The sequence below is a fragment of the Gammaproteobacteria bacterium genome (assembly GCA_016200485.1).
Classification (GTDB): domain Bacteria; phylum Pseudomonadota; class Gammaproteobacteria; order Tenderiales; family Tenderiaceae; genus JACQEP01.
In genome coordinates, this window is record JACQEP010000010.1 from 82,240 (window position 1) to 107,219 (window position 24,980).

General features: G+C 50.6%; 20 protein-coding genes. 1 reads left to right on the forward strand and 19 read right to left on the reverse strand.

What is annotated here, in order from left to right; all coding sequences use genetic code 11:
* Positions 1–80: 80 nt before the first annotated feature.
* From HY272_05745 to HY272_05785, 9 genes are all read right to left on the reverse strand, one after another.
* Entirely contained in the window at positions 81–701 is a 621-nt protein-coding gene (locus HY272_05745) for a gamma-glutamyl-gamma-aminobutyrate hydrolase family protein (protein ID MBI3772182.1), read from the reverse strand.
* A complete protein-coding gene (locus HY272_05750) occupies positions 698–3,022 on the reverse strand; it encodes a phosphoenolpyruvate synthase (protein ID MBI3772183.1) in 2,325 nt (774 codons plus the stop codon). Before HY272_05750 ends, HY272_05745 begins: the two co-directional genes overlap by 4 nt.
* Before the next feature lie 3 nt (positions 3,023–3,025).
* A complete protein-coding gene (locus HY272_05755; GenBank protein MBI3772184.1) occupies positions 3,026–3,799 on the reverse strand; it encodes a class I SAM-dependent methyltransferase in 774 nt (257 codons plus the stop codon).
* A 37-nt stretch (positions 3,800–3,836) separates the two neighbouring features.
* Positions 3,837–4,370 carry an adenylyl-sulfate kinase gene (locus tag HY272_05760; GenBank protein MBI3772185.1) on the reverse strand — a complete coding sequence of 178 codons (534 nt, stop codon included), beginning with the start codon at positions 4,368–4,370 and terminating at the stop codon, positions 3,837–3,839.
* Positions 4,371–4,701: 331 nt separating this feature from the next.
* Positions 4,702–5,517: a tetratricopeptide repeat protein gene (locus tag HY272_05765; protein ID MBI3772186.1), complete on the reverse strand. Its 816-nt coding sequence runs from the start codon at positions 5,515–5,517 to the stop codon at positions 4,702–4,704.
* A 144-nt stretch (positions 5,518–5,661) separates the two neighbouring features.
* Positions 5,662–6,816 (reverse strand): glycosyltransferase family 4 protein, encoded by a 1,155-nt coding sequence (locus HY272_05770; protein MBI3772187.1) that lies wholly within the window; start codon positions 6,814–6,816, stop codon positions 5,662–5,664.
* Positions 6,813–7,739: a glycosyltransferase gene (locus HY272_05775; GenBank protein ID MBI3772188.1), complete on the reverse strand. Its 927-nt coding sequence runs from the start codon at positions 7,737–7,739 to the stop codon at positions 6,813–6,815. The genes HY272_05770 and HY272_05775 overlap by 4 nt, the downstream gene beginning before the upstream one ends.
* Positions 7,718–8,938, reverse strand: coding sequence for a hypothetical protein (locus tag HY272_05780; GenBank protein MBI3772189.1), 1,221 nt, complete (start codon positions 8,936–8,938; stop codon positions 7,718–7,720). The genes HY272_05775 and HY272_05780 overlap by 22 nt, the downstream gene beginning before the upstream one ends.
* Positions 8,939–8,944: 6 nt before the next feature.
* Complete coding sequence (locus HY272_05785; protein MBI3772190.1) at positions 8,945–9,877, reverse strand: sulfotransferase; 933 nt, start codon at positions 9,875–9,877, stop codon at positions 8,945–8,947.
* 380 nt (positions 9,878–10,257) lie between these two features.
* On the opposite strand from HY272_05785, the gene HY272_05790 reads away from it, so the two are divergent.
* The gene (locus HY272_05790; GenBank protein ID MBI3772191.1) at positions 10,258–11,934 is read left to right on the forward strand and encodes an asparagine synthase; all 1,677 of its coding nucleotides are present in this window, start codon (positions 10,258–10,260) and stop codon (positions 11,932–11,934) included.
* Positions 11,935–11,957: 23 nt separating this feature from the next.
* Here the strand turns inward: HY272_05790 and HY272_05795 are convergent, their stop codons facing one another.
* The 10 genes from HY272_05795 to HY272_05840 all read right to left on the reverse strand — a co-directional run bounded on the left by HY272_05795 (position 11,958) and on the right by HY272_05840 (position 24,974).
* A complete protein-coding gene (locus HY272_05795; protein ID MBI3772192.1) occupies positions 11,958–13,238 on the reverse strand; it encodes a putative O-glycosylation ligase, exosortase A system-associated in 1,281 nt (426 codons plus the stop codon).
* Between the two features lie 14 nt (positions 13,239–13,252).
* Positions 13,253–14,605 carry a phenylacetate--CoA ligase family protein gene (locus HY272_05800; GenBank protein ID MBI3772193.1) on the reverse strand — a complete coding sequence of 451 codons (1,353 nt, stop codon included), beginning with the start codon at positions 14,603–14,605 and terminating at the stop codon, positions 13,253–13,255.
* Positions 14,606–14,614: 9 nt separating this feature from the next.
* Entirely contained in the window at positions 14,615–15,853 is a 1,239-nt protein-coding gene (locus HY272_05805) for a glycosyltransferase (protein MBI3772194.1), read from the reverse strand.
* Positions 15,829–17,046 (reverse strand): glycosyltransferase, exosortase A system-associated, encoded by a 1,218-nt coding sequence (locus tag HY272_05810; GenBank protein ID MBI3772195.1) that lies wholly within the window; start codon positions 17,044–17,046, stop codon positions 15,829–15,831. Before HY272_05810 ends, HY272_05805 begins: the two co-directional genes overlap by 25 nt.
* Positions 17,047–17,073: 27 nt before the next feature.
* Positions 17,074–18,033, reverse strand: a complete 960-nt coding sequence (locus HY272_05815) for a polysaccharide deacetylase (GenBank protein ID MBI3772196.1) — start codon at positions 18,031–18,033, stop codon at positions 17,074–17,076.
* A gap of 73 nt (positions 18,034–18,106) precedes the next feature.
* On the reverse strand, positions 18,107–19,078 hold the full coding sequence (locus HY272_05820; protein ID MBI3772197.1) for a sulfotransferase: 972 nt from the start codon (positions 19,076–19,078) through the stop codon (positions 18,107–18,109).
* 23 nt (positions 19,079–19,101) lie between these two features.
* Positions 19,102–20,994: an amidotransferase 1, exosortase A system-associated gene (locus HY272_05825; GenBank protein MBI3772198.1), complete on the reverse strand. Its 1,893-nt coding sequence runs from the start codon at positions 20,992–20,994 to the stop codon at positions 19,102–19,104.
* 56 nt (positions 20,995–21,050) lie between these two features.
* Positions 21,051–22,208 (reverse strand): TIGR03088 family PEP-CTERM/XrtA system glycosyltransferase, encoded by a 1,158-nt coding sequence (locus tag HY272_05830; GenBank protein ID MBI3772199.1) that lies wholly within the window; start codon positions 22,206–22,208, stop codon positions 21,051–21,053.
* Positions 22,201–23,742 (reverse strand): exosortase A, encoded by a 1,542-nt coding sequence (xrtA, locus tag HY272_05835; GenBank protein MBI3772200.1) that lies wholly within the window; start codon positions 23,740–23,742, stop codon positions 22,201–22,203. Before xrtA ends, HY272_05830 begins: the two co-directional genes overlap by 8 nt.
* Positions 23,739–24,974, reverse strand: coding sequence for a TIGR03087 family PEP-CTERM/XrtA system glycosyltransferase (locus tag HY272_05840; protein MBI3772201.1), 1,236 nt, complete (start codon positions 24,972–24,974; stop codon positions 23,739–23,741). The genes xrtA and HY272_05840 overlap by 4 nt, the downstream gene beginning before the upstream one ends.
* Between the last annotated feature and the right edge of the window lie 6 nt (positions 24,975–24,980).

Consider the following 24,980-nt stretch of genomic DNA (forward strand, 5'->3'; position numbering starts at 1 on the left):
TTAACTGTCAAATGGATCGGCGCGAAAAGACAATGATTGGCACGCTCGTTGTCAATACCAACAGCGCAAGTTTGCATGCGTTATTCACCCAGGAGCGCTTTTAGTCTTTCCAAGTCTCGGCGTTCCAAATTGGCCTCGCGTTCGGGATGCCACATCCATCCTTCCCACGGCAAAACAGAATGACGAATCGCTTCCAAGTCACCGTCTTCCGTGGTCGCCAAAACCTCGAAATCCTTTGGACAGCCAGTAAGCCCAAACTTGTGAAAGCTATTAACTTCACCGGTAATCTTTCCAATCAGCCTATGGCGGGTGTTGACATGACGATCTATGGGCTTCAACTGTACACCGGACCAGACTGCCATCATCTGCATTCCCCTGCAAATACCCAAGACAGGATTTAGCCCGTCTCTGGCCCACGCAAGCAAACATTCCTCGGTCGAATCCCGATCCGGGCATTCACCAAGATCATTTCCTCCAGATAAAACCACGGCCTGTGGGCGCACAGTTTTCAACCATGATTGAAGTCGTGCCCAATGATTATCGCGATCCGTTATCAAAGAGATACTCAAGATATTCGGTACCGGCACGGGCAGATAACCGGCAATAGAAAGCCAAGTACACAGCCGCTGGTCCAGGACATCACACCGCTCACCCCGCCCAGGCGACACTTCGACGCGCTGGCTGACGGCCACTACTTTCACGCCAATACCTCTACCCGGCGTACGGCGCAGTCGATGTGAAGAAGTTGCGACTGGCACCATTGCGCAAACAATGATTCTCCCGCACCAATCACTGCCGGCAACCCTAATTCATTGGCACGAATTGCCATGTGACTGTTTACGCCACCATAGGCTGTGACTAATCCTGCGATTGGGTGAGAAAATAACCAGTCGTAACCAGGGTCGGCGCTTGGGATAAAAACGATACCGCCCTTGAGCCGATTCCGTTCCGTCGGACGAACCACGGGGCCGGTCACGCTGGACTGTGTCACGAAGTTGGGCTCGCATTCTGGCACATGAAAAGCCCACACATCGTCGGGATGGGTGATGAGCGGTGGCAACCAAAGCGAGCAGGTCTCCTTATAGCGGATCTTACCTTCTTCAATGACTCTCTCCAGCATCGTTCTGGGATCATCGGCACCCGCGTGCAGCTCCCGAATACAATTGATACTGGCATATGACAGGTCTTCCTTTGAAAAACCGTAGCCTCCGCCCCATTCCTGGAACAACGACAGCGCATCGGAAAGGTTATGCGTAAAGACGAACTTGGCGTACTCGCGCAGCTCTATTCCCGCCTGCAAGAAGTCAAACAAGCTAACCACATCCGATGACAAGCCATGCTCTTCCAACAATCGCGCGATGGCACGCATTTGATCTAAACTTAAGGTAAATTGCGTGCGCTTGCTATCTGCCTCTTCCAAACTACACGATTGTCCCAGGTAATCGTCGGGCGTCTCATCATATCGTGGCGAGAGGATATCGTAGGTGCCGGGGCGCAAATGTCCGTACCGGGCAAGGAATGTTTTCCGCTCAAGACTACGGAGATCACGCGCCAACTGGCTGCTAACGGTGCTGAGTCCGCCCATAAAACGATCGTAATCATCCACTGAAAGCACCCCAACGGCCACCAGTGATTTGAGCATCTGTACGGCGATGAAACCGGCCCGTGCCAATCCGGCAAAAGGCAGTGTGCCGTAGCGCTTGCAATCTTCCAGCAACCAGTAAATGCGCCCAATCGGATCCAGGTCCGATGCCAAAATTCCTTCACGACGCTGGGAGAGCACTGCGAGCTTCGCCTCGTCGGATCGCCACAAACCATTCTGCTGATCGATAACCCTATTGGTCAAGGTACGCAGGCTTTCGGCCAGTTGGTTTCGGTCTTCCGCACTAAATCCAGCTTCCGCGAGCACATTAAGGCGCTCGGGCAAATCCAAGGTGTAACACGAAAAAACAATCTCAAACTCCACCTTATCGTGCAGATTGGGAGCCGCAGTCAGCCGACCAATATAGTAATCCACTAGACGGTCGGCCAAACTGCCTTCCACATCCTTCGGAATGAAGGAATTGAAGCTAAGTCGGACATCGATGTAGGGTTGCCCGGCAAAATGCACCAACAGTGGAAAACTTCGCAGGTTACGGTAACCGTAGTTGTCACGCTGATAAGCCCAGATAGCATCTGTGACCAATTCACGGTACAGCGACAACGCAAGCGGGCGGGGCCGAATACCGATGATTTCCGCAGGATTCCAGTCCGGCATCACACCAAAGACTGTAGAACACCCCTGCAAGAAAGGATGGGGTCGCTGGGCGGCACGCACCTTGTCGGCGACCCGCGAGAGCAAAGCATTGTGCGACTCGGATGATGCGACTGCCCGTTGCATCACCAACGGTCGCACTTGCAGCAGATACAATCTGTCACCAGGTGCCGCAATAGCAAATTCAACATCCAAAGGCTTGGCGGGAAATAGGGCTTCCAGTTCTTCAATCAGCGCGACCACCCGACTCATATCCGGAGGCAAATTTTTTACCCCAGTCGCGGCCACAAAGGTTTTAGTTTGAGCTGCACCGCCGGTTACTGCAGTGGAATCTGTCCCCAGTGAATAATTAACGACTCGATAAGGTGAACCGGTAGCCGGATCACAAGAAAACACTACCCCAGATAGCCGCACGCTGGAGAGCATCGGTTGAACTAACACTTCATCCCCCGGTCCCGGGCTCAGACCATAGGAAGCGATTACTCTCTCCACTACCTCCCGCAATTCCTCTAGGCATCGCACATCCAATACCGACGTGTAGTGTCCCGCCATCGACGCCGTGGCTGCATCCTCATTAAGAGCGCTGGAACGCACAACCCATGGCCCGGCCCCGAGGCTTTCTTGCACCCGAACCAACATTCGATCACTTTCGGCCTGCCAATCAGCGACGTTAAAAAAAACCACTGGCAAAACTTCAGCACAGGTCAGCCTATCTAAGAGCGATGCCAGCGTTCGCGCCTTAGTGGAAAATTGCGGCAGTGTATCCATAGTCTATACCGGCTTCATTGCTACCCAAGCACGCGTCAGATAAGTGGCCTCGATAATCTCTAGCCCCTTGATGCGATCTTCAACGTAGGCCAAGAATGCCATAAAGCCATCGGGGCCGAGCTGAACCCTGAGATCGTTCACCGACCGCCAGGCACCGACATAGCGTTCTGGGACAATAGGAATTACATGCTTTGATTCCAGGTAAATCACATCAGTAAATCTGCCGCAGACTTCGAGTCGCTCGGTAAGCGTATTCGTGAACTCAGACCTGCCAGATGATACTCGCTTGATCTCACTGCCCTTGAGTGTCGCTAGGTGAGCCTCGATTTCGACCAGCAAGGGATTCACTTCGATGAATCGGGGATTCCACAGTGCCACAAAGCATCCCCCCGGGCGCAGCACCCGATCAAATTCGGCAATACCCCGATCAAAATCGACCCAATGGAACGAGGAAGCCATCGATACAAGGTCCGCACATGCGCTGGCCAGTCCCGTTTCCTCACCGGAGCCTTTCTTCCAAACAATACCGTGATTATCGGGGTGCATCGTGCCCTGACTTCGCATATCGTCGTTAGGCTCTACTGCCGTAACCGAATGCACACCGGCGCCGGCCAGCATCCGTGTCCAGATACCTGTACCCGCTCCCACATCCACCACGTCCATGTTATCAACCGATTTTCCGACAATACCCAGAATGCCTCGAAGGATCGCCCGCGAATAATCAGGACGATAACGTGAATAGTCCTGCGCTAATCCAGTGAAATCACCGTGCTTCATCTTACCTTCCTTTGTTTATTCCGTGACGCCAATTTAATTATGCAACGCCGAGCGCTGCTAATTTATTCAACAACTCATTGAAAGCACTTTCTTCTGTGAGATTTTCGTGCCAGGCCAACAGCACATCCGGTGCCTCGGGATATTCCACCACAAAATCTACTCCAGCCACGCTTTGTAACTCGCCTTTTGCGGCCCGCTCATAGATCTTTTTTGGATCGCGCCGAGATAACTCATCCATGGACACATCCAGAAAAATCTCCACATACCCTGGAAGATTGACCCGGTTCCATTCGTGCACTTCCCTAAACAGGGAAATCGTGGCAATCGCTACATCAAAGCCCTGTACCGCAATCAAGTGACAAAGATGGGCATAGCGCTTGGCCAGCGCCAGCAGCTCGTTCCGGGTATAAGCCGCCCCGGCGCCCAGTGCCTCACGTAATTCATCGCCATCCAGCATTACCACCGGGCGGTCTTGTTCGCGCAAATGCGCAACCAGTTTACGGCAAAGTGTGGATTTGCCCGCGCCAGAGAGGCCTGTAATCCAGTACACAAAGGTTTTCTTTACCACCACAGAAGTTTCATCATTTTTAGAATATGGATAACCCCAAAAAGCCACACACGCCAATCACTGCAAGCAATAATTCATAGGCATCGAAACGATGCGGCCTGCACAGCCTAACACCTCCACAGCCTAACATAGATCAATTAGCCCATTCTTTATGCAGTTCCCGCCATTAAAAATGAGGGGGCAACCGCTTTATTTAAGATCTACGCCGTCGCGGAAACAACCACAGGGCATCATGAATAAATAAAATATGGATGAGCCGCGACTGGAATGCAAGACCTGGGAGTGATGGGCACGCCACAATCGCGGCCACGACAGGCCCGATCAACTACGACGATTACTCCGCTGGACAGAACCGGCACCATGGGTTGGATGGGCTGCCAATCTTGGGAGAGGTCGGTGATTCTGAGGAACTATCCGGCATCTCGGAAACCGCACTTACAGCCGGCGGAGGAACGGCGTCTTCCGCCGCTGAAGGTTGTTGCTCCGTTGGAGTATCCTCGATCACGTCTGGTGAGCCCGACGCCCCGGTAACAACATTTGGAGTTGGCGGGACCGTGCCCCCCAGCGCTTTGAAACGACGGAGAAGCCCCTTCGACTTGGGCGAATACCTGAGGCCATCCTCCACCACACTGAGCGCCTTCTTTTGGTCTCCCATATCTGAATAAAAGTCGCCAAGCGCATAATAGGCGGGAACATAATCGGGTTTCAGCTCGAGGGCTTTCATCAAATTCGTAACCGCTTCACCAGATGATCCCCCCGTCCGCCTACTTTGAAGCAACTGAGCCTTCCCTATGTTCACATATGCCTCGGGTCTTAACGGGCAGCTCGCCCACCAGTCTCCCTGGAGCACTGATTGAAATGCTCGCACAGATGCCTCCAGCCAAAATCCACTTTCGGTCCTATTTCTATCAACACGAATCATGGCCTTGAGGCCATCGCAGTAGTGGTGAAGAGAAGGGCATCCAGCGGGAATAGTACTGTTCAAAGGTGCGGTCACCGATTCAGGAAGGCCTACCTCTTTCCCATAAAATGCAGTGCAATACGGCGGCATCATCGCCAACTCTTCCCGAGTGACAGTAAACGCCTGCGCACCAAAAGCGGACATATGAACCAATAACAAAACAGATAATGCAAAAATGCGGTGTGACATAAGCTGGCCTCCCTGTTTCAGCACCAGAACGCCTTAAATTCAGTGTCTTCAAGCTGAGCACTATGATAACCCTGTGTTGCGTTTAAATGTTGTCACCTAACAACAACAGGCTGAGGACTCATGTATAATCGCGCAACACTAATCCTATATATTTCCAATCAAAGCCTTGGTCTTTGTGGCGATAGCTTCCCAGGAAAATTGTTGGTGCGCGCGCTCATACCCATTCTGCCCCAACTTCATTGCATACTCATCATCGCCAAGTATTTTGGCCAGGCCTTCGGCCACATCATCCGTCGAATTTCCTTCTATCCTTAATCCTGTTACACCGTGTTCAACCGCTGCGCCAGTACCACCGGAAATCCCGGCCAGGACCGGCTTTCTACACGCTGCTGCCTCCAAAAATACCATACCGAATCCCTCGATATCACCGTCGATTTCACGATTCGGCATCGCGAAAATATCAGCAGCATTATACCAGCGAGGAAGGTCTTCCATGGGAACATGCCCCAGTAAATGTACCCGCTCCGCCACACCGTTCTCCGCAGCAAGCTTCTGCAAATAGGCATGATCTTCACCAATACCGACAATCGCGTAATGAATATCTACACCGCGAGCCAGAAGCTTAGGCAACGCTTTGATCACTTGATCAAAACCCTTGCGACGATTCAGACGCCCCACGGACAGGATCAATTTCTGACCCTCTTTTAGATTTAAACTCGCGCGAAGATCGTCGCACGGCAGACGAGGGCGAAAACGATCCGTGTCTGCACCGGGTGAAATGAGCACGATGCGTGCGGGGTCTACGCCCAGCTTCACCAACTCGTTACGGGTAAAATCACTATTCGCAACCACATGGTCGGCGTGACGATAGGTAAAACACATCGCCCTGAACTTACGAGGCTGCCGCCAACGGGTGATTTCCTCGCCATGGGCATAAATCACCACGGGGATGCGCGCAATGCGTGCGACTAACCAGGCGACAAATCCTTCAGGCAACACTCGCCCCGCGTGTACACCCTTGAAGCGGTTTTGTAGCGTCAACCGCAGCGCTCGGGCAAAAAGCCGCCAGTACATCACCAACGATTCCGGTTTAAGCCAGGGAACGCGATTTAGGTTCAATCGATGAATGGTATTCGGGTGTACAGCATCAACCTCCGCCGCCCCTGGCACATCGGCAGTCACGATGTGAATTTCTTTACCTCCCAGCCTGCGATATACCTCGGCGAACCAGACCGCCGTCCCTCCCTTGGTCGGCAGAAATAACTCGGTAATGACCAATAAAGGCGTTTTCTTATTCATCCTCTGACCATCGAAATAACGTCACGTAAACCAGCCATCACTGAATTCTCCCACAATGTCGGCATGACTGCTTTTATCGCTGACCAACGGTGCCCTGCCCGCGAAAGCGCTGCCCCCAAATCTTGGCGGGCATTCCTGAGTCGCGCATAGACACCGTGACGAATTGCCGGGGGATAATCCGCTGCGGCCGTGATAAGCGCTACCAAGGTACGCACATTATCGAGTTGGGCTTGCACCGGATCGCGGCGTGTCGCGCTACTGCCATGAATAAGATAGGCGGCCAATGGCCGGCAAATCACACCAACTCGTTTGCTCACTGCACACACCTTGGTCAAGAAAAACACATCCTCACACACGCGATAGCCGGTTGGATAACCTCCAAGAGATAAGAATCGCTGTCGTGGCACTGATAACGTATGAGTATCACCAAAGTGTTCTTCAATAAAGATGCCAAGCTCTTCCTCAACCATCACCACGTTGTCACTTCCGGCGGCCTTTATAAGCATTGCTCGGCCCGACGCATGCTTTTCCATCGAACCTGAAATCCGACTACCGTCCGGCCGGACATAATCATAGTCCCCAGTGAGAAAATCCAGATCAGGATCACTCATAATCCACTCCGCGTGCAACCGCAGTCGATCAGGATAATACCAATCATCTGAATCTAAAAATGCCAGCCAATCTCCGGTCGCTTGCTGTGAACCGCAATTCCTGGCCGCCGACACCCCCGCGTTATCCTGACGGAAATAACGTATGCCTCTTCCGAAGGCAGTGACGATACTGGGGGTTGAATCGGTAGAACCATCATCCACGACGATGATCTCATGGGCAGGCCAGGTTTGCGCGAGAACAGACTCGACAGCCCGCTTAATTGTGCTCTCGCCGTTATAAACCGGAATTATCACCGAGAACTTAGGCGCCATTCATCACCCAGCAATTTCATCATCACCCAGAATACGAGCATCAATCCAGTCCACTTGGCATAGCCGTAAAACTCGTTAATCTCACTGACCCTTCTTAGCCAAACCCGAAATCTAATGATAAAACAATGCTCGACGACGTCTTCTCGTCCTGAGGCTAGCGCCTTAGCCAGGTCATAGGTCGTCATAAAACGGATCGTTGGAAAGTTTTTCAGTATCGCTTCCAGCCCGTCATCGATCGCTTTTAAGCTCGAAATCGCTATCTGACTGTCACGAATAAAATTGATTCGGTGTATTTCAACAAGACTCGCCCTACCTAAAATCGAATTTTTCTTCACATCCTCCACTAACCTGCCGGGTGAATGGCCCCTCATTGGCTCAAAGTAAATATCTCGCACCAGATATGTCTGACCAGCATCGCTTTTATCGGCATTACAAATCCACTTATCCACACCGCTTGGCTGCCCTCGCTCATCGCGCAAAGTATATCGTACCCCCGGCGTTACAATTACCTCAACACCATGCCTGGCCCATGCCTGTTCTACATCCCGATTCCAAACAAAGGTCGTTGCTACTGCAACTTTTGGCAATGCAGAAAAACATTCCTTAAATAATTCAGCTTCTTCATTCACAGCTAATTCGGTCTCGGCTGGAGAATGAAAACGAGAAGGTAAAAATGCGGCGTCTGTCCAGCGTGTTTGTAACGGTGACGGTAAATCCTCAGTATATGGCAAATCATCGCTCATCAACCACGACCGTACTGACGGCGTCGACTCAGCGGCCCGCATCAAAGTTGATGGCCAATAGTGCTCGCGTCCGTGAAGCTGAATATCAAAAACACCTTCCTCGACTCCAAGACGGATTTGTTCGTGAACTGTCGAGAACTTTGGATGCGTCAATAGCATCGCATGGTAGTCATTACAATTTTCCGAGCGGATCCTCTCTGTATCGGCAATCGCAAGCACCACCCCCAAAGTCATGATCGGATGCTCACCCTGTTGGTCCTTATATTTGACTAACACGGATCGCAAGTTAGCCAGTGCTTCTGCTTGTTCCAATGGGCCAGCGCCCCAATCATCGCTTTCGAAAATAAGAACCGGATTATGCACAACGGGCTCTCGCCAGCAACGATATAACCGCGAACAGTAGGCCAACATCAGAACCAACCAGATACCCACAACAGCGATCAATGCGGCCGTCATTGACATTTACACCACTGGATATCCCATTGCCGTCGCCGTATTGGCCACGAGAGGCAGTACATGTTTTATTCGATCACTGTTTCTCCCCTCCCGCCATTTATCGAGTTTTATCTCACCAAAAGCGTCATAGGGGGTATCAAGCACATTACGGCAATGAGTTTCTATCTCAGCATCAAATGACAAACCACAAGACTCAAAAATATTACGAAACCCCGCAACCGGGTCACGCACCAAATCCTCATAGAAGATTTCCACCCACTGATTCGGCGGCACTTCTGCTTTCGCTGCCAGAATGGCGTGATTCACTGCACGATACTGAAAAGCCGCCACTTCCTCTATGGACGCCTGTACGTACTGTTGCCATCCCTCAGACAGGAAAAAACACCAGCGAGTATATTGTCCGTTCTCGATAGCCACTTTCACTGGCAGAGCAGCCGACCATGTCGAAAACTTGCCTTCCTTTCCCCAACCCTCGATCAGGGAATTGATATTGTCACCCGGACCGCGCTTCACATACACAAAATAGGCATCCGGAAACAAGGCATGGAGATAGGGTACACACAATCCATTTTGATTGTTCTTGTCGACCCAGCGCCGCTTACCGGTCCAAGCATAAAAATAACGAGTCGCCTGGTCCCGATCCTTCGGAGCCGCATCGCTGACACCCAATGCGTGCGTCAGCCACCCCCTTTGCGCTAGAGGATGCATGCCTATCCAGAAATCATGGGTCTCTCGGTTGAGCGTACCTAATTCCCGAGATGCGGAAAATGTTTTGTAGACCAGGGTGGTCCCTGCTCGGCTACATCCCACAACGAATATTGGTCGATCCGCGCGTGCGGGATACAGCTGCCACATACCAGCACGAAGTTCGCGCATTAGCCGCTGCTGATGATAACGTAAGGTCTTGTTAACCTTTATTAATGACTCACTCAAATTCATCACTTCATAGGCTGCTGCCATCGGATAGCCAGCAACTGTTTTCCTCTGAAACCCTATAATTGTGGCCTATCGATTCAATGACGTCGGAATCGATTTTTTAGCATAATATGGGCTGATACGCGTTGTGCATGCTTCTACAACGTGCAACAAACCCGCCATTAGTGCATAATGTTTTGATTATACTAAATTTTTTATAGGTTATGTCTACTATATCAGGATATATCGACGCCTCGCTCTGGGAGCGGGGGAACACCGTCTTGCGAGCCATGTTAGCGGCCCAGGGTTCGACGCCCACACCTGATCCCTCGTATATCTCTACTCCACTCGCTGGCGTCGCCTCCGCTATTCAGACTCAATTTCATGCCGGCGGAGCCTTCCAGTTGAACGGTACACTCGTCGCCTATGAAGGTCGGCCACGCTGGAGTCGTGACGCGCCCAGCGAGCTAAAGGGGAATCCGAATATCGCCGCGGGGCTGGCCCAAGCCTACACTACCGCAGGATATGAGATTTTGAAGTACTTGCGGGGCAGCTACGCCCTCGCGATCCTGATACCGGAACACCGGCACGCCTTCCTCGCGATCGATAGGATGGGTATCCGGCCACTCGCTTACGGATTGACAAAGACAGGTTTCGCCTTCGGCAGCAACGCGCTTGCCGTTACTGCCTTCCCGGGGATAGACCGTTCTCTCTCTGCTCAGGCAATTCATGACTATCTTTATTTTCATATGGTCCCCAGTCCGGAAACCATTTTTCAGGGAGTATCCAAGCTCCCTCCTGCCCATTGTGCGATTTACGAGACCGGGCGGCTTACTATCAAACGATACTGGACCCCTACGTTCCAATTATCATCGACACCGGCTGAAAAACTATCTTCCGAGTTAATGTCACATCTTGAGGAGGCAATTGACCAACAATTTGACTCCACTCATTCTGCGACGACAGGCGCTTTTCTAAGTGGTGGGCTTGATAGCAGCACAGTGGTGGGGCTGCTCGCCAAGCGCTCTAATTCACCAGTTAATGCATATACCATTGGTTTTAAGGCCGAGGGTTACGACGAAATCCCATTCGCACGCCTCAGCGCCAAACATTACAACAGTCCCTTGTGCGAATACTATGTCACCCCAAAAGACGTTGCCGATGCGATCGGGATTATTGCCAAAGGATATGATGAGCCTTTTGGTAATGCCTCTGCAGTCCCCTCTTATTTCTGCGCCCGACTAGCGCGTGACAATGGCAGTACAATCTTAATGGCTGGCGATGGCGGCGATGAAATCTTCGCTGGCAATGAGCGTTATGTAACTCAGCAGGTTTTTTCCTATTATGAGAAAGCTCCTCGCCCCATACAGGCACTGCTACGAAATACCTTGCTTTCCAACACTCTCGGTGAATCTTTCTCGCTGATCCACAAAGCACGCAGTTATGTACGCCAAGCAGCGATCCCTTTGCCTGACAGGTTAAATAGCTACAACTTTCTGCGTCGCACTCCAAGCTCCGACATTTTCGATCCGGAGTTTATCGCCCGAGTGAACACTGTCCTGCCTGATGACACCCAACGCGCTGAATTCCGTTTGCCGAATCATGCCGACACCTTACAACGTATGCTTTTCTTGGATTGGAAATTTACACTTGCCGATAATGACTTGAGAAAAGTAAGCCGCGCCTGCAACCTTGCCGGTATCGAAGTACGCTACCCTATGCTCGACGACGATCTTATTGCCTTCTCGACCACCATCCCCTCTACGCTTTTGATCAGAAACCACTCGCTACGCGATTTCTATAAGCGATCACTCGCCGGCTTCCTTCCGCCTCACACGATTGGCAAGAAGAAACACGGTTTTGGGCTCCCCTTCGGAATTTGGATGGCAAATGACACACACCTTAATCAATTAGCCCGCGATTCTCTCGATCGCATGAAACAGCGCCGCATCCTGCAACGCAGGTATATCGATCATCTTGTCAGCGCTCAACAATCCGAGCATGCTGCCTACTATGGTGTGATGATTTGGGTCATTGTTATGTTGGAACAGTGGCTGGAACAACACTCCTTAACTCAGTGAATATTCATGACATTTGTTACCTGCTATTTGGCAGCTAATCTTCCAGCACGTTTTAGCGGCGAATTGTCGTCGGCTTGCCCCAAGACAATTACTTTCAGGAGCACCATAATGGCCACAATATGATACACGTAGTCGAAATAAGCTAACCCGAGAAAAGCGCCACAAACCATATACCCAGCAAGACTTACCTGAAGCATCCGCGCCAAATTCTCAGCCCACAACAAGTCTTCCTTCCCTCTGCAGGTTCGAATTATTTTGCGTCCGGAAAACCACGTCGTCAGCAACAGCGCTAGAAACAGTGCCAGCCCCACAAATCCATGCTCCCCTAATACCTCAAAGTAAATACTGTGTGCATCATGAACCACGTCCGGGTCCGGAGCATACATACTAAACCATGGTTGCTTGAACACCTCATACCCGCCACCTAACGGCCTAGCTGAAGCAAGATTCATGGCAAAATTCCAGGCGTTAATCCGCCCCAACGCCGATTCATCCTGCTCATAAGCCTTGATTGTATGCATACGATCCCACCAGGATTGAGGCATAAAGGTCAGGATTATCGGAATCACTGCCGCAAGTACAATCAAAAATGTGAATTTGCGTTTGCTTTTCAAGACCAAATACGCGCCCATCATTACAATACCAACCAGCGCTCCCCGTGACTGAGTTCCCAATATCGCCACTGCGGTCAGGAACATTAACGCCATCATGCCAAGTTTTATAATCTTTTTAGATTGCTGCTGCAGCAAGTAGTACATGAGCGGCAAGGTCATCACCAAAGCAAGCCCTATTTCATTGTTGCCACCAATAAAAGTGCCCAATGGTCCCATTACATGAAATCCACCGCCTGAGGTAATTGTAAAAATACCTCCCTTGAAGCCATAAAATCCAAGCGACATAACAATCACCCAGATTAAAAGGAGTACACGCTTTTTGTCAGTAATCAGCAACATCGTAAGAATGGTAATAACCTGAATCTTAATGACCTTCTCATATTGAGGCTTCGCTAGTGACGGCTCAAGTGCGAAGATGGTTGTTATTCCCATCCATGCCAGAAATAAAAACAATAATATTGTCTCAGCTTTAATAGGTAGCTTTCCTATCTTCTCCTTTGAGAAGACCATTCCTATCATAGTAACAATAGCCATAATAAATACAAATGGCATATCAGTAGCGAATCCCCAGCTAAGCCGATGAGGATTCATATAACCAAGCCAAGCCATCATCAAAATGCCGACATATGGCCGCATCAAGATATAGGGTATGGAACCGATTACAATCAGTGTGACAGCCAAATCACGCATGTCCGCCGAACTCTTTAAACGACAAGTTTGCTAACCACATAACGAAACTTTCCTGAAGCTTCCTTTGGAATTGAATCAACAATATCAATATCTACCCGCACTCCATCACCGAGGCGTGCCGCGAAGCCGCGACGAATATCTTCTAATCTTCCCTGCAGAAACTCTCCATTGACCGTCACGTAGACATGGCAATACTCCAGGCTCTCCTGAACAATTTTAAACGTCTCAATACCGGGAATATCTCTTACCACATAAATCAGCGCCAACCCATGCATTACAGTTCCATCACGGGCCATGATAAAATCGGTAGTACGCCCCTGAATTTCCTTGAGCATGGGAAGCCCGCGGCCACAGGCACATTGCCTGTCATCCAACTCTGCAATATCGCCCGTGCGGTATCGGATAAACGGGAAATCTCCCGTAGCCAGATGCGTTATTACAACCTCCCCGGCCTGGCCTGGTGGTAATACGCGACCTTGCATATCTACTATCTCGACAATGATATCTTCCGCCGTGATATGCATTCCCCCATGAGAGCATTGATGAGCGATAAATCCGGCATCTCGCCCGCCATAACCGTTGGCCGCCGGGCAACCGAATACTTGTTCAATGATTTGGCGCTGATCATCGTATAGCCGTTCGGACGTGACAAAGGCGACCTTGATACCCAGGTCATTTAACTGGACGCGACGCCTCTTGGCATGACGGGCAATATGGGCAAGAGAAGACGGATATCCAAACAGCATTCTAGGACGCCGCTCGCGGATGATTGCAATAAACTCGTCCAGCCTGGACTCCGACATCTCAAACGCCGGCAACAAACGAGTTCGCATGATTTTGTCGCGCCACACTCGTACACGATCCTGTGCACCAAGCTCGATTGGCGAACCCCAGACAACAATCTCCGGATCGCCGATATCGACACCCCACCATCGGGTCGCCCGCCACTTGGCTGCGACGTCATGACTTACCCGTTGGTTACCGATAAAAAAGATCAACGGCTGACCGCTTGATCCGCCGGTATTGAATCTGGCTAGTCCAATTGCATGATCTGCCTTTAAGCGCTCCAGATTCGCGCGGATGATTTCCTTGGTCAAAAAAGGCAAGCCCCCCAAATCGGACACGGAAGCGATCTTATCGGGGTTAAACCCAATATCTCGAAACAAATTCCTGTAGTAAGACACATGCCGGCCGGCCTCACGCAGCAATTCCTGCAACCTCTGAACCTGGTAGGATTCCAATTGTTGACGCGACCACCACTGGCTCTGCTCCATCTCACGCATGACCCGCATGGTCGAATGCCCCTTGAGATGCTCTTGCAAAGGAAAGATGAACCGCGAAACCAAGTGTGTGTAATAATCCGCCATAGTTATTGATCAACTCGCTTCCACACTCAATTCCATGAAGTTTTGACACAAGACTTCGACACGCTGCTCCCAATTATTGGCTTCAGCATAGGCAATAATGCCTTGGCGATTCCAAGCCTTTACCAAAGCCTCCCCGATGGCCTGGGTCAATGCTTGCTGATCACCAAACGGAACAATTACTCCGAACTCGCTATTACACACAACCTCTGCGTTCCCTCCAACATCTGTGGTCACAACCGGCAAACCGCATGCCATAGCCTCTAATAACACGTTCGCCCATCCCTCATTGCGAGTTGCCAATACAAAGACATCGGCCGCTGAGAGGGGTAGTTTAAGTTTCTCGGGCGCCATCGTGCCAAGAAAACATACTCGATCGGTCAATCCAATGGTTTGAACCTGCGCTTTAAGACGTTCAGTAAAGTCACCTTCCGCGCTCGCTCCACCGACAATCAGATAATAAAGATTCTGATGCGTCTTCATGAGTTCAGGCAAACATTCAATCACCCGATGAAATCCTTTACGCTCACACAAACCTCCCACCGTGATCAGGACCTTTGCATCAATGGGAATATTAAAACGGCTACGCGCCTCATCTCTTGGAAAAGGCCGGAATTTTTCCGTGTCCACACCATTGCCAACTACTCTGGTCTTGTCCTGATCCACCCCCAAAGTCATTGCTAACTGGCACAGGGAATCTGAAACAGAAAATACCCGCGCCGCCCGTTGTAGTGCTTTGGCGAGCTTTGGCCGCAATATGCGGTCTTGTACGTGTCTAGGTTCTGTGCCGCGCAAAGTAATAGTCACAGGTACATTTAACCAACGCCCCAGCAGTGTCGCGGCGTAACCGTCCGGGTAACCAAAGTGGGCGTCGATCACATCGAACCTGAAACGATGTTTTAAGCGTCGTATTGTCCAAAATGTCGACAGCGCCAAAAAGATACCGTCAAGAGATTTAGCATAGCCTGGCACGGATAAAAATCGGGGATGCAGTACTTCAAATCCCTGCTGTTCTTCCCGGGCGGGTGCCGACGGGCGAAAGTGCGGACGCCACATACGTATTAAACCTTGCAAAGGAAACCATGGCACCGGAGCCACAACAACCAAAGGCAATTTCTTTCCAACACGGAACATGCGCTCGCGGATAAATATCCCTGCCTGCGGCTGCCCTGGGTGCGGAAATAATGTTGTAAATACGACTAACCTGGGGAGATCGGATTGTGTCTTCACGACCCACCTCGTAGAGCACATAGTTGCTCATACACCGGCGCATATCGGCTGACACTTACTGACCAATTACGCTCAGCCTCCACATAACGCCGTCCTGCCTGGCGATAAGCAGCCCAGCTTGCTGAATCATTAAGGAATGCAATGACCGTCTGCGCCAATGATTCTTTGTCCCCCGCCTTAAATAATCTACCTGTGATCCCATCTTGGATCAGTTCCTTGTGCCCACCGACGTCCGATGCAACGATCAAACTCCCCTGTGCCATTGCCTCCAGTGGTTTTAAGGGGGTCACGAGATTAGTCAAACGCATCGGCAGGCGAGGATAAACAAAAATATCTACCAAATTGTAATAGGCCTGAACTTGATCATGTGGAATGCGCCCAACAAATAACACCTTATCCTGTAGCCCCAACTGCAGAACCTGTTGTTTTAGGTTTTCATCCTGCGGCCCACCACCAACGAGCATCAAACAAGTGTCCGGCAATACCTGACAGATGTCTGGCATTGCCTCCAGCAACAAAGACAAGCCTTCATAGGCGTAAAACGATCCGATGAATCCCAGGACATGCTTATCCGTCAGCCCTAAGTGATCAGCAAGAGTAGTGTCGCGCGCTCCACCGAATTGAAATTTCCCTGCGTCAACAGCGTTGGGAATTACAGTAATCTTGCTTTGAGGTACGCCTCGATCAATAAGATCGCCCCGCAACCCTTCACAAATCGTGGTCACGGCATCCGCGCGGCGAACCACGTGCGTTTCCAGAGCACGCGTCAAGCGATAACGAAAACCCCATTCTTTCGCCGTGCCATGATCAACAGCGGCATCCTCCCAAAAGGCACGAATCTCATATACCACCGGGATGTTGAAGCGCTGTCCAACACGTACGGCCGCCAATCCATTTAACGCCGGCGAATGAGCATGAATGACATCAGGCTTTATCCTGGGGATAATGTCTGCCAGACGTCGTTCTAGTGAGGTCACAACACTCCATTGGCCCAATAGCGGCAGGTGCACCATCAACCCCCGCGGTTGTGGAGTACGGTAAAAATGTAAGCCATCAACCGTTTCCTCCAGCGCCTTGGGTTTTTTATGCTTGATACTGGTAATGTGAAAGGTCTCCCAGCCAAGCGCCCGCTGCCGTTCAAGAATGGCGCGGCTACGGAAAGTATAACCACTATGCAGAGGGATGGAGTGGTCCAAGATATGGAGGATACGCATGATTATTCTTGCCTTCGGGTTTCTGGGCTACCGCAATCGCATGGCGAATTGCTCGCCATAGCGCCAAGCCGTACGCCATGGATTCGAGGTCAAAGGCTGACTTTCATCTGTCAGCACAATTTCGCTGGACTGCAAGGTAGAGAAGCCCGCAGTTTCAAATTTGTCACGATGCTCGGTCAGGAATCGGCACAACCCTTCAAACCGCCGCACCACGATTGGATCATATTCCGTTCTGGCTCCATTCAGGAGTTCATGCCCATGCGATACAATAGTCACCGCATGCCAACCCTTACGCCAGGCCTGAAGTAGCAAGTGTATCAGCTCACTTAATGAACATGCACCCAATTGCATATGCCGCAATCGCCTGGGAAACTCCTCAAAGCAGTTTACCGGGAATTCCCATACCCCCTCCATCTGCCGAGGCTGCACTAATAGCGTGTCAGAAGACAGGCCACAGGTAGTTGCCAGATAAGGTGCACTATAGCTAGTGTCGTAACGAATTCCATGTTTAGCTAGCGCCCGCAACGTCGCACGATCCGCACCGTAACTGCCCGCCCGGAAGGCGCATATTTCGTTGGCACCAGCCTCGCGCATATACCCAAGCCCAAGCGAGAGCAGATAATCTTGCTCATCCTCACTATAATCTCGCATGTTCATTCCGTGTCGTCCCGGCAGAATGGGGTTCCTGGATTTATGTACCCATTCTGGATGCAAGTGCAACTGCACTTCCTGTCCCGCATTTTGTATCATGCCGACAATATCTCGCAGCGGCCCTACGCCATACTGCCAGGCGAACAGACCCTCTACCAAAAAGACCGCCTGTAGCTGATGCTGGCGGAGAACTTCCAATTGGAAGGGGACGCCATAGTCACCACGCCGCGTTGCGCCCTGGATATATCGGCGCCAGGCCTCCTGAAATGCATCGGCGCCCAGATCCCAATTCCTTGGCCACAGCTCGACATCTATGGTGAGAAAAACCTTAAGCATACGACTATATTGTTTCGACCTTCTGATAAAACTGTGGACTGCTCATGTCATATCGATCCAATAAGAAATAAATTTACTTGCATCCATAAAGCAATCCACTCCTGCTTCCAGAGACCACTTTAACAATTAACTCAATTTCCTCCTGAGTCAAATCTTTTGTCCATTTGTTCATGGCGGCCTTGGGATCACGAAATACTCCGTAGTACTGATCTTTACCCCCGGCGGAGCTATGATGGATAAAATCGTTGACTTGTGTTGACCACTCAAGTTTCGCAAAATCGAATAATTTTCTCACCGTCTCAACAGGTGAAACACATATATCTTCATAACGTACAACCATGCAGTTACTTGCATTGTCGACGTAGTGAAGAATAAAATCATTGATCAGACACCACTGCCAGGCAATACGCTCTAGCTCAGAAACGGATTTCAGAAACTCCTCGGTAACGCCGCGCTGTAAGGCCAATGGAGACGCGAGAAGCAACCGAAACAAATCATAATCTTCCGCAGGATTGAACCCTCTTGCAAAACGCCCTTGACGTATACCTCGAACTATTGATGAGATATAACCACAAGGGTGTCGCACTTCATATATCACTCGCATTTCCGGAAATGCAGCTACAATCACCGGCAAACGCCCGGCTGCCTCAACAGATTTCCATACATAGCGAACATTTTCGGCATCTGATTCTGGCACCGGCGTATACACTGGCACCCGTAGACCATAACGCGCAAACATAGTGGCTGCGATCACGCTCAAACGATAACATCCACTCCCCATGTGCGAGAGATAGGATTTTGGAAACAATGGTCGCTTACCCCTAACCTTGGGTACATTCATTGACAGATACTGCGAAAAATAATCGGTAAGTCGCGAACGGTATTCCGCATTGCTTCGTGGCGCGACAACTCTAGGGATGTCGCGCATGGCTACTACGCTATCTGGTTCGTGCAGGTAGTATGTCCAAGGATGACTATCAAATATCTTCCCCAACCATGTTGTCCCGGAACGAGGCAGACCGCATATTAATGTTACATTTTTCACGTTAATCTCCACGCCAGTACGTATTAGGCAACATTCCCATACATTCGCATATATGACTCAAACATCAACACTGTCCACAACGTCGCACTATAATCGCGCCGTCCTGACTGATGGTTATCCACCAATTCCTGGAGATAATTTCGATTAAAATATCCTATATCCGACAGTGTTGATCCTAGCACTGCATCCCGAATCTGATGTTTCAGCGGCCCGCGAAACCAGGCAGCCAAGGGTACTGAGAATCCCATCTTGGGCCGATACATAATATCGTGCGGCAAATGTGGTTCCAGCGCTTTCTTGAAGATGTATTTACCTTCACGCCCTTTAAGCTTATATTCCGGCGGCAAGCTGGAAATCCATTCCATCAATTTGTAATCCAGCAAGGGTTCACGCACCTCCAGGGCATGGGCCATGCTGGCTCGATCGACCTTGGTGAGAATATCGCCAACCAGATAAGTCTTCATATCCAGATACTGGACACGAGACAACGGATGTTCGGGTGCATTATGCGAATGCGCATACATCACTTCAATGGCTTGGTAACCCTGAAGTTCGCTTCTAAATTTCTGGCTGAATAAACGTTGACGCATAGCATCACTCATCACTGACACGCCGTGAAAATATCCTTCGACATCATCGCGGGCCAGCGCCTCAAAGGTGGTCTTGGCACGAAAAACTTTGGGTGCCCAATCCGCCTTGGGGTAGATGCTGCCAAGCATTCCAAACAAGGGTTTACGCAAGCCTAGCGGCATAAAAGAGCGCAGCTGGGACTCATAGAGATGCCAGCGATAACGGCGATAGCCTGCCAGATTTTCATCGCCACCATCACCGGATAGGGCAACTGTTACTCGTTTTCGCGCCAGCTCACAGACACGATAGGTGGGCAACGCAGAACTATCTGCGTATGGCTCATCATAGAGCGCCGCCAGTTTATCAATCAGACTAAAATCATCAGGATCGACATAATCGACGGAGTGATTGGTGTGATAACGTTGTGCCACCTGCGCGGCGAATTCCGCTTCATTAAATTTTGGATCTTTAAAAGCAATCGTGCAGGTATTAACCGGCTCTTTTGACAAACCAGCCATCATTGCTACTACCGCGCTGGAGTCGACCCCTCCGGACAAAAAAGCACCGAGCGGCACTTCTGAAACAAGCCGGATACGCACTGCTTCTCGAATACGATCAATCAATTCGACTTCTGCGTCTTGCTGACTGATACTGATTTGCGAAAAAGAAATGTCCAAATATTGTTTCGGCGCGGGCAATGGCTTACCACGTTTTACCGTTAATGTATGCCCCGGAGACATCTTGAACGCATGCTGTAAAATGGTTTTTGGTTCGGGCACATAACCGTAGGCGAAATATTCTTCGACTGCACGCAGATCGGTGACCCGTGGCAAACCGGGATCAGCGAGCAAGGATTTCAATTCTGAACCAAAGATGAGTCGATTATTACGTGTGACTGCGTAATATAAGGGTTTGACGCCAAGACGATCACGCGCCAGAAACAATGTCTGCTGGTTGCGATCCCAAATGGCGAACGCAAACATGCCATTGAAGCGTTGAACACAGGCCTCTCCCCACTCTTCCCAACCGTGGACGATAACTTCGGTATCGGAGTGGGTACGAAAACGATGTCCGCACTGCTCCAGTTCTTTGGCAACTTCCTGAAAGTTGTATATTTCACCGTTGAATACAACTACGACGGAGTTATCTTCGTTGAATAACGGCTGCTGACCGGTGGAAAGATCGATGATCGATAAGCGACGATGACCAAGCCCAACACCAGGCTCAGTATGTAAACCACCCTCATCAGGGCCGCGATGAAACTGGGTTTCATTCATCCGTGACAACAAATCACGGTCGACAACCCCAGGTCCATTTAAATCAAAAATCCCTACCAAACCACACATTGCCATCTCTACCTTTTCAGTTCACAGCAGGGTGCGCACAGCGCACCCTACATGCTTTAAGCCACTCGTGCCACGGGGCTGCGCACCATTAATTCGTCATAGACCGCGAGATAGCGTGTCACCATTGCGGCCATACTAAATTCTTCCACGACTCGTCTCCGGCCCGCCTGACCATGTTTGATTCGCAATACAGGGGACTCGATATACGCTTGCAAGGCAGTAGCCATTGCTACTGGATCATCCGCCGAAATAAGACATCCAGTGTTTCCGTCGCTAACCAGCTCGGGATTTCCGCCTACGCGTGTTGCTACTACCGGCAGTCCAGTGGCCATTGCTTCCAGAATGGTATTCGAAATCCCTTCCGCCAAGGACGGTAACACAAAGATATCCATGCCACGCATCAGCTCAGGCACATCATCCCGCGCACCTGTAATCCAGAGCCTGTCATTGACGGCCAACTCGGCTGCTAATTGTTCCAGCTTGATGCGACTCGATCCATCCCCCACCAACACCAAGCGCAAGCCAGGTGCCAATTGTGGACAGCGCTGAGATATCTCCGCGAATGCGCGTACCAATGTTAGCTGATCCTTGACCTGCTCCAGACGACCAACCGTCCCTATTACGATGCAATCTTCACTGGCAAATCGGTGACGAGCCAGCGGCTCCCGCCCATTTGCGGGATGGAATCGTTCTATATCCACCCCATTATATATTTGCCTGATTTTGGCGTCCGGGACACCCACCAGTTCCCGCAGCCAGCGTTCAAGATCTTGGGATAAAGGAATATAGCGTTGCACAAAAAACTGACAGCATCGTCTCAATGCCAGATATTTCCGATTACGGCCATCGATATCATGAATATCCCGACCATGCTCGCCATGCACCCGCGCTGGCACACCGGCGAGCGCTGCCACTACCACACCTTCCAAAGCAGAAAGATTTCGGGTGTGGACAATGGCCGGCCGCAGTTGGCGTAATAAACGCCATAAACGGACATAAGCGCCGAAATCCTTACCATCCCGTTTATTGATTGCATACACCGCTACAGCAGGATTGGTCAGTCGCTTTTTAAATTCGGAATAGTCCGTCATACAGATGATTGCATGCCGATACCGCTCGGGAGGAATGCGATTGAGCAGATTAACCAGCCCATTTTCCAGACCGCCCACATCGAAACGATGAATAATATGCGCGATCAATGGCGTATCAGCCATGCGCCGCCTCCTGCAGTGAGCGTTCTATCGCCGGGAGAGCATCGCGAATAAAGGACTCAAGCAAAGGAGCAGCCTCTTCGGGACGATCGGCATAGGGTACAGCAATAACAATAACCGCTCCGCGGCGAGGTCTTCCTGCAAGACGAGCCAAGGCCTCATGCAATTTTATTTCCAAGTCATTCGAACTATGGATACCTTCAAACCAGTTCCAATGATAAACCAGGAGATGTTGCTGGGCAGAATCCAGCACCACCCGCTGCACGCCGATCGTCTTATCCGTTGCTTGCACATCAAGGAAACTTCTGCCAATTTGGCGCCATACCGGATGCTTTTGACGAACCATCACATTTTGGGAATTGACCAGCTCCGCCCCTGGCCGCTGATCGCTATAATAGGCAATATCCAACATTACCGATCCCGTCCGTCCCTGGTAAAAACCAATCAGACTCTGATCCATTCCAACAATTTCTGGTCGCCAATCGGTAAAATCAGCAGCCTCCACCCAATCAGGATGTCGCACAGCTTGTAAATTAACCGTCTCGTTCGATATGTTTCTTTCCGACATCCACGCCCAGGCTGGCCACAGCGCAATTGCTAACAAAGCGGCAACCAAAACCTTCTTCTCGCCACTTACGCTAGCAGTCTCTTGCGAAGTGAATGATATGTTCGTGGGGGCTGCTACCTGATCATCTTCCCGCCAAATCTGGCCTATCCAGAACAGCAGCATAATAACAACGCCAAAAAATACCCAGCCGTAAATAAGATGATCAACCCCCAATGCCAGGCGCATGTCGCTCAGATGCGCAATCATGACGATCATATAGGCGCGCAAACCATTGGCGATCACCGGCACCACCACTGATACTGCAACAAATATCAAGCGTCGATGTAGACTCCGATACATGAGATAGGCATACAGCACACCCAGGGTAATCGAGGCGATCAGATAACGAACGCCGCTGCATCCTTCTACCACGGACCAGCGTCCGCTTGGAATTTCAAAAAATGTTCCTTCGCGGAACACAGGGATCCCCGTCAGCTTTAGCATCGCCACCGTAAAATCAGCTGTGAAATTCATCATTGGCGGAATTAGATCCTCTCCCATCGGGACCGCCAAAAACAGGAACCCCAGCGGAAACACAATGGCCTTGGTCACCTGCCAACCCAGAATTGCAAACATAAGCACAATAAACAGAGCCACGGTCGTTAATTGCTCCCCCACCGCAATATCGGTAAATCGGGCTATAATCCAAGCAAATCCAACTGTGGCTATCAGCGGCACAGCCAATAATGTCGGTTGCGGAGAAAGGCGCACCAACTGATGTTTTAATCGCCAAATCAACCAGGCGCTGATCGGAAGGATAAGAAAACCATGGGCAAAGGTATCGGAACGCCACCAGATGCTCACCATGGAGGCCAAAGAATCCCAAAACAGGGCGCCAAACACGAGGGTAGCGATCAACAACCTGGGTAAAGTTTCACGCCATTGTTGATTTAATGGTTGAATATCTGAAGCACCACCCACATTACTCATAATCCGACTCCCACCACACGCTCCGTGTCGGGCGCAATCTCCAACGCCGCGTCCAGGCGCTGCAAGGTATGCCCCCACTCATAATCCGTTTCAATACGTTTACGACCAGCAAGACGCACCAATTCACGACGCGCGCCGGAAAACAATTCCAGAACCCCTTTGGCAAATTCCTCTGGCAAAGTAGCGACCATCAATTCCACCCCTTGAATTGCTTCTATACCTTCATATCCTGCGGGCGTAGTCACTACCGGCACTGCCATTGCCATCGCTTCGAGCACCTTGTTTTGCACCCCTCTGGCGATCCTCATCGGCGCTACAGCAACCCGCGCATGCGCAAGATAGGGTCTGACATCGTCAACCGATCCGGTCACGACCACCCCGGGTATTTGAACCAGCGACTTAACGTTCTCCGTTGGCTTACTGCCCACGATGCAGAATTGGGCCTTAGGGCGCGACTTATGCACCTGCGGCCATATCTCCTTCGCAAACCAGACAACCGCATCAACATTCGCCCAATAATCCATGGCCCCCGTAAAGACCACAACTTCGGCACCCTCGGCATACGGATTCTGGAAGCTTAATTTCAAATCATAATGACCAAGGTCAACGCCATTATTTACGGCAAAAATCTTATCTGCGCTTTCTGGAGCTAATGTGGCGAACATCTCTCGCTCATGTTCGGAAACAAACACACTGGCATCAAACTCGGAGGCCACTTTACGCTCAAATTCCAGCATTTTTTTCGCTTCCCGATGATAGATAAGGCGCATGATGCCACGTTTACTTTCCGCATACTGGTGCCACTTATCCGAGTCCACATCAACAAAATCAATCACTCTCGGCAATGTCTTCCAGGAATCATCCATGACGTATTGCGCCATGGCTCCTGAGAAAACAAGCACTGCATCAAACTCAAATTCTCGCCGCCGCTGCTCAACCCAATGCGCCAGCTCATCACTATAATAATAGGGGATAGTTAATGCCCGCCCCGAAAACAAGGCACCAATCGCCCCTATCTTTGCTTTCAATGAATTTAATGACACCAACTGGACATCGGCACAATACTTGCCCAATTCCTCTGCATAACGCCAATCATTCGGATCATCCACAAATGTGCCAAGATGGATATTCCAACGTTTAGACAGATGTTCTAAAAAATGAAACGAGCGAATCTTGTCCCCCTTATTTGGTGGATACGGAATTCGATGCACAAGATAAAGTAATTCGCCCACTTTTTT